4 protein-coding genes are annotated in these 3,302 nt (G+C 70.1%); 3 read left to right on the top strand and 1 reads right to left on the bottom strand.

Features of this window, described 5'->3' with window-relative positions:
* The first annotated feature begins 107 nt into the window (after positions 1-107).
* Positions 108-1,202 (top strand): anhydro-N-acetylmuramic acid kinase, encoded by a 1,095-nt coding sequence (locus CGX12_RS18950; RefSeq protein WP_217898211.1) that lies wholly within the window; start codon positions 108-110, stop codon positions 1,200-1,202.
* A gap of 31 nt (positions 1,203-1,233) precedes the next feature.
* A complete protein-coding gene (murQ, locus tag CGX12_RS18945) occupies positions 1,234-2,133 on the top strand; it encodes an N-acetylmuramic acid 6-phosphate etherase (protein ID WP_217898210.1) in 900 nt (299 codons plus the stop codon).
* Here the strand turns inward: murQ and CGX12_RS18940 are convergent.
* The gene (locus CGX12_RS18940) at positions 2,130-2,468 is read right to left on the bottom strand and encodes a hypothetical protein (protein WP_094041427.1); all 339 of its coding nucleotides are present in this window, start codon (positions 2,466-2,468) and stop codon (positions 2,130-2,132) included. The two genes, murQ and CGX12_RS18940, sit on opposite strands and share 4 nt — an antisense overlap.
* Before the next feature lie 157 nt (positions 2,469-2,625).
* Between CGX12_RS18940 and CGX12_RS18935 the strand changes: the two genes are divergently transcribed.
* Positions 2,626-3,302 (top strand): aldo/keto reductase (locus CGX12_RS18935; protein WP_142995714.1); only part of this gene is annotated, 677 nt, incomplete at its 3' end.

The raw sequence follows: 3,302 nt of genomic DNA, 5'->3' as shown, positions 1-3,302 counted from the left end.
CCCGAACCCACCCCGGTGGTGGAAGCCGAACCCGAGCCGCAACCCTTTGAAAACGGGGTGATCAGCGTGCCGGTCAGCCCGGTGCTGGAAGTGCCCGAGAGCTGGTGATCATGGAGCGCTACATCGGCATCATGTCCGGCACCAGCCTGGACGGCATCGACGCCGTGCTGGTCGAGACCGACGGCGAACGAGTCCGCCTGCTTGAACGCACCACGGCCCCCTTCGAGCCCGGGCTGCGCGACCGGCTGCTGGCCCTGGCCGGCGGCGGCGCCGTCACTGCCCGGCAATGGGGCGAGCTCGATGCCGAACTGGGCCGGGCCTATGCCGATGTGGTGCGGCAACTGCTGGCGGCATCCGGCCGGCAGGCGTCCGACATCAGCGCCATCGGCTGCCACGGCCAGACCGTCTGGCACCAGCCCGGCGGCCCCCTGCCCTTCTCCCTGCAACTGGGCGACGGCAACCGGCTGGCGGCCGAGACCGGCATCACCACCGTCAACGACTTTCGCCGCAAGGACATGGCCCTGGGCGGCCAGGGCGCGCCCCTGGTGCCCGCCTTCCACCGCCAGGTGCTGGGTGGCACCGACCGGGTGCGGCTGGTAGTGAACATCGGCGGCATCGCCAATATCACTGTGCTGGCGCCCGAGGCGCCGGTGCGGGGCTACGATGTCGGCCCCGGCAACATGCTGATGGATCTCTGGTGCCGGCGCCACACCGGCGCGCCCTTCGACCGGGACGCCGCCCTGGCCCGCCGTGGCCGGGTGCTGCCCGCGCTGTTGTCGCGCTTGATGGCCGAGCCCTGGCTGGCCCTGCCCGCGCCCAAGAGCACCGGGCGGGAGCTGTTCAACGAACACTGGCTGGACCGTCAGCTCGCCGGCGACGAGGCGGTGGCCGACGTACAGGCCACCCTGGCCGAGTTCACCGCCACCGCCATCGTCCGCGAGGCGCAACAGTGGCCGGCGGGCGAGCTGCTGGTGTGCGGCGGCGGCGGCCACAACCCCCTGCTGCTGGAACGCCTCGCCGCCCTGCTGCCCGGCTGGCGGGTGGACACCACCAACGCCGCCGGGGTGGACATGGACGCCATGGAGGCCATGGCCTTCGCCTGGCTGGCCCACCAGACCCTGCACGGCCTGGCCGGCAACCTGCCGGCGGTGACCGGCGCCCGCCGCCCCGCCATACTGGGCGCCATCCACCCGCCCGGCTGAACCCGAAGGTATCCCCATGCAACATCACGACCTGCTCAACGATCTGGCCCGGCTGACCTCGGAAGGGCGCAACCCCGACACCCTGGATATCGATCTCAAAAGCACCCTCGACATCGTCACCACCATCAACGCCCAGGACCAACGGGTACCGGAGGCGGTGGCCCGGGTGCTGCCCGAGATCGCCGCCGCCGTGGATCTCATCGTCGCGGCGCTGCGCCGGGGCGGCCGCCTGGTCTACCTGGGCGCCGGCACCAGCGGCCGGCTGGGGGTGCTGGATGCGTCCGAATGCCCGCCCACCTTCAGTGTGCCGGCGGGCATGGTGGTGGGGCTTATCGCTGGCGGCGAGGCGGCCATGTTCCGCGCCCAGGAGGGGGCGGAGGACGACGCCGCCCGGGGCGAGCAGGATCTGCGGGACATCGATCTGTCCGACAAGGACGTGGTGGTGGGCATCGCCGCCAGCGGCCGCACCCCCTATGTGCTCGGCGGCCTGCGCTACGCCCGAGCCCTGGGTGCCGGCACGGTGGCGCTGGCGTGCAATCCCGGATCGGCCATCGGCCGGGAAGCGGCCATCGCCATCGAGCCCGAGGTAGGGCCCGAGGTGATCACCGGCTCCACCCGGCTCAAGTCCGGCACCGCCCAGAAACTGGTGCTCAACATGCTGAGCACCGCCAGCATGATCCGCCTGGGCAAGGTGTACCAGAACCTGATGGTGGATGTGAACGCCAGCAACGAGAAGCTCGAGGCCAGGGCCATCCGCATCGTGATGCAGGCCACCGGCGCGGACGAAAGCACCGCCGCCCGGGCGCTGGACGACGCCGACCGGGAGGTCAAGCTGGCAATACTGATGCTGCTGTCGGGGCTTTGCAAGGCCGAGGCCCGGGCCCGGCTGCAACGGGGCCAGGGCGTGCTGCGCCGGGCGCTGGAGGATTAGGGCTCACCGGAGGACGACTCGTCGTCCTGGGCCAGCCGGGCGCGCAGCTTCTCTTCCCGGCGGCGATACCAGTGGGCCTTGAACGCCGTCCACCAGTCGTGGGACAGCTCGCCGCCGTAGGCCTCCAGCAGGGCGATCACCCGATCCAGGGTCAGCACGGCGGCGTCGTAATCGATATCCAGCCAGTGCTTGCGCACCACCACCTTGACCACGCCCGGCTCGGTGCCGAACACCTCCGCCAGCTGCTCTATCTGCAACTGGTTCATATGATCGAGCTTGAGATGCCGCCGGACCAGGGCGACTTCGTCCTGGCCGTCGGTGGGTGAAGTGGTCATACGCTGCTCCTGTGCCCTGTCTTTATTTTAGTTCCGATCCGCCAAGGGCCAGTCAAGCGCAAAGCGCACGCAAAAGCAAGGCTGCCCGCCCGTTGCAAAGCGGCGCCGACTGCGCCACCATAATGCGGAATTCATTTCCAAAAAATGAGAGGGACAGATGGACGCCACCGTCACATTCAAGGCCATGGCCGGCCAGCCGGCCATCGAGCTGCCCGCCATCGGCCAGGGCACCTGGTACATGGGCGAAGGACTGGCCCCGCGGCAGGACGAGGTCCGGGCCCTGCAGCAGGGGCTGGAGCTGGGGCTGACCCTTATCGACACCGCCGAGATGTATGCCGACGGCGGTGCCGAGGAAGTGGTGGGCCAGGCGCTGAAGGGCCGCCGGGAGCAAGCCTTCCTGGTGTCCAAGGTCTACCCCTGGAACGCCGGCCGGCAGAGCGCGATCCAGGCCTGCGAGCGCAGCCTCAAACGCCTGGGCACCGACCACCTGGATCTCTACCTGCTGCACTGGCCGGGCAGCGTGCCCCTCGACGAAACCCTGGAGGCCTTCGCGCGGCTGCAAGCGCAGGGCAAGATCCGGCGCTTCGGGGTGTCCAACTTCGATATCGACGAGATGCGGGAACTGGCGTCCCTGCCCGGCGGCGAGCGCTGCGCGGTCAACCAGGTGCTCTACCACCTGGGCTCCCGGGGCATTGAACATTCGCTGCTGCCCTGGCAGCGCGAGCAGGGGCTGCCGACCATGGCCTACTGCCCCCTGGCCCAGGGCGGCCGGCTGCGCCGGGAGCTGCTCGGCCACCCGGAGCTGCAGGCCATCGCCGCCGAGCTCGGTGCCAC

Source organism: Zobellella denitrificans, from assembly GCF_002237365.1.
GTDB lineage: Bacteria > Pseudomonadota > Gammaproteobacteria > Enterobacterales > Aeromonadaceae > Oceanimonas > Oceanimonas denitrificans.
This window is presented reverse-complemented; position numbering and strand designations above follow the sequence as displayed.